Genomic DNA, 2,961 nt, shown 5'->3' with positions numbered 1-2,961 from the left:
CGGCCGCCGACCCTGGCGCGGACCTCGACCGGATCGAGGCGCTGGTGGCCGCGGGCGGGGTCGACGACCCGGGCGGCCTCGCGGCCCGGCTGCGCGCGCTGGCCGACCGGCTGGCGGGCCCGGCCGCGCCCGCGTTCGCACCGGACCTGGCCGACGCCGGGGCCGACGAGCTGCTCGACCTGATCCAGTCGGAGTTCGGCAAGCCATGACGGGGACGGTGAAGATCGCGTGACCGAGCGCTCCGCGACCGAGCAGAAGCTGCTGGACAACCTCAAGTGGGTGACCGGCGAGCTGCGCGCGGCCAAGCGCCGGGTGCAGGAGGCCGAAGACCGCGACCGCGAGCCGATCGCGATCGTCGGCGCCGGGCTGCGGCTGCCCGGCGGCGTCCGCACCCCCGAGGCGCTGTGGGCGCTGCTGGCCGAGGGCCGCGACGCGATCGGCCCGCTGCCCGACGACCGCGGCTGGGACCTGGCGACGCTGCTCAGCGACGACCCCGACCGCCCCGGCACCACCTACGCCCGCGGCGGCGGCTTCCTCGACGGCGTCGCGGACTTCGACGCCGACCTGTTCGGCATCAGCCCGCGCGAGGCGCTGGCGATGGACCCCCAGCAGCGGTTGCTGCTGGAGACCGCGCACGAGGCGATGGAGCGCGCTGGCCTGACCCGCGAGGCCGTGCGCGGCACCCGCACCGGGGTGTTCATCGGCACCAGCGAGCAGCGCTACGGCGCCCTGCTCGGTGAGCGCGACGGCGTCGAGGGGCACGCGCTCACCGGCACCGCGCTCAGCGTCGCCTCCGGCCGCCTGGCCTACACCTTCGGCCTGCGCGGCCCGGCGCTCACCGTCGACACCGCCTGCTCGTCGTCGCTGGTCGCCCTGCACCTGGCCGTGCGCGCGCTGCGCCGGGGGGAGTGCGCGATGGCGCTGGTCGGCGGCGCCACGGCGATGCCGACGCCGGGGGTGTTCGTGGAGTTCGCCCGCCAGCGCGGGCTGTCCGCCGACGGCCGGTGCAAGGCCTTCGGCGCGGGCGCGGACGGCACCGGCTGGTCCGAGGGCGCCGGGGTGCTCGTGGTGGAGCGGCTGTCCGACGCGCTGGCCGCCGGGCGCACCGTGCTGGCCGTGCTGCGCGGCTCCGCGGTCAACTCCGACGGCGCCAGCAGCGGCCTGACCGCCCCCAACGGCACCGCCCAGCAACAGGTCATCCGCGACGCCCTGGCCGACGCCGGGCTCTCGGCCGCCGAGGTCGACGCGGTGGAGGCGCACGGCACCGGCACCGCGCTGGGCGACCCCATCGAGGCCCAGGCCGTCCTCGCCGCCTACGGCGCCGAGCGCCCGCACCCGCTGCTGCTCGGCTCGCTCAAGTCCAACGTCGGCCACACCCAGGCCGCCGCGGGTGTCGCCGGGGTCATCAAGGCCGTGCTGTCGCTGCGCCACGGCGCGGTCCCGCGGACCCTGCACGCCGACGAGCCGACCCCGCACGTCGACTGGGCCGCGGGCGCGGTCCGGCTGGCCACCGAGCAGACCCCGTTCCCCGCCGCCGACCGGCCCGCCCGCATGGCGGTGTCGGCGTTCGGCATGAGCGGCACCAACGCCCACGTCATCCTCGAAGCCGCCGCCCCCGCCCCTGCCCCCGCCCCGGCCGCGGCCCCGGCCACCGATCTGCTGTGGACGGTGTCGGGCCGCAGCCCGCAGGCGCTGCGCGCCCAGGCCGCCGCACTCGCCGAGCACGTCCGCGCGCACGAGCAGGACCCCGCCTCGGTGGCGCGCACCCTCGTCGAGGCGCGCACCGCGTTCGACCACCGCGCCGTCGTCGTCGGCCGCACCGCCGCCGACCTGCTCGCCGGGCTGGACGAGGTCGCCGCGGGCGACGAGCCCACCTCCGGCGCGCGCGGCAGCGCCGTGGACGGCAGGCGCGTCGCGCTGGTCTTCCCCGGGCAGGGCTCGCAGTGGGCGGGCATGGCCGTCGACCTGCTCGACGACCCGGTCTTCGGCGCGCGCTTCGCCGAGTGCGCCGCCGCGCTCGCCCCGCACGCGGGCTTCGACGCCGTCGCGGTGCTGCGCTCGGGCGAGGGGTTGGACCGGGCCGAGGTCGTGCAGCCGGTGCTGTTCGCGGTCATGGTGTCCCTGGCGGGCCTGTGGCGCGCGCGGGGGCTGGAGCCGGTCGCCGTCGTCGGGCACTCGCAGGGCGAGATCGCCGCCGCCGTGGTGGCGGGTGCGTTGTCGCTTGAGGACGGCGCGCGGGTCGTGGCGCTGCGGTCGAAGGTGCTGCGCAGGCTGGCCGGGCGTGGCGGGATGGTGTCGCTGGCCCTCGACGAGGACGCCGCGCGCGCCCGGATCGCCCCGTTCGGCGACCGCGTGTCGGTCGCGGCGGTCAACGGGCCCGCCGCCGTGGTCGTCTCCGGCGAGCCGGACGCGCTCGACGAGCTGGTCGCGGGCTGCGCCGCCGACGACGTGCGGGCCAAGCGCATCGCCGTCGACTACGCCTCGCACTCGGCCCAGGTCGACCGGTTGCGCGCCGAACTGCTCGACGTGCTGGCCCCGATCACCCCGCGCGCGGGCGCGATCCCGCTGCGCTCAACGCTCACCGGCCGCACCGAGGACGGCTCGGCCCTCACCGCGCAGTACTGGTTCGACAACCTGCGCGGTACCGTCGCCTTCCACGACGCGGTGCGCGCGCTGCTCGACGAGGGCGTCGACACCTTCGTCGAGGTCAGCCCGCACCCGGTGCTCACCGTGGGGATCGAGGAGGCCGCGGGCGATGGCGTGCTGGCCACCGGCACCCTGCGCCGCGACGCCGACGGCCGCGCCGAGCTGCTGCGCGCCGCCGCCCGCCTGCACGCCCACGGCGCGGAGCTGGACCTGGGCGCGCTGCTGCCGCCCGCCCCGCGCGTCGAGTTGCCCACCTACGCGCTGCGCAGGCGCCGCTACTGGCCCGCAGGCGGCGCGGCGGGCGACCCGGCCGCG

At 78.1% G+C, this 2,961-nt stretch carries 2 protein-coding genes; both read left to right on the top strand.

Going from position 1 to position 2,961, the window contains the following annotated elements:
* Positions 1 to 209: hypothetical protein (locus tag L6E12_RS26735; RefSeq protein WP_236230687.1), on the top strand; the 209-nt coding region annotated here is incomplete at its 5' end.
* 19 nt (positions 210 to 228) lie between these two features.
* The coding region (locus L6E12_RS35545) for a type I polyketide synthase (RefSeq protein WP_236230686.1) at positions 229 to 2,961 on the top strand (2,733 nt) is incomplete at its 3' end.

The sequence above is a fragment of the Actinokineospora sp. PR83 genome (assembly GCF_021056305.1).
GTDB classification, from domain to species: domain Bacteria; phylum Actinomycetota; class Actinomycetes; order Mycobacteriales; family Pseudonocardiaceae; genus Actinokineospora; species Actinokineospora spheciospongiae.
The sequence above is the reverse complement of the archived record's forward strand: the minus strand, read 5'-3'. Positions and strand labels throughout refer to the sequence as shown.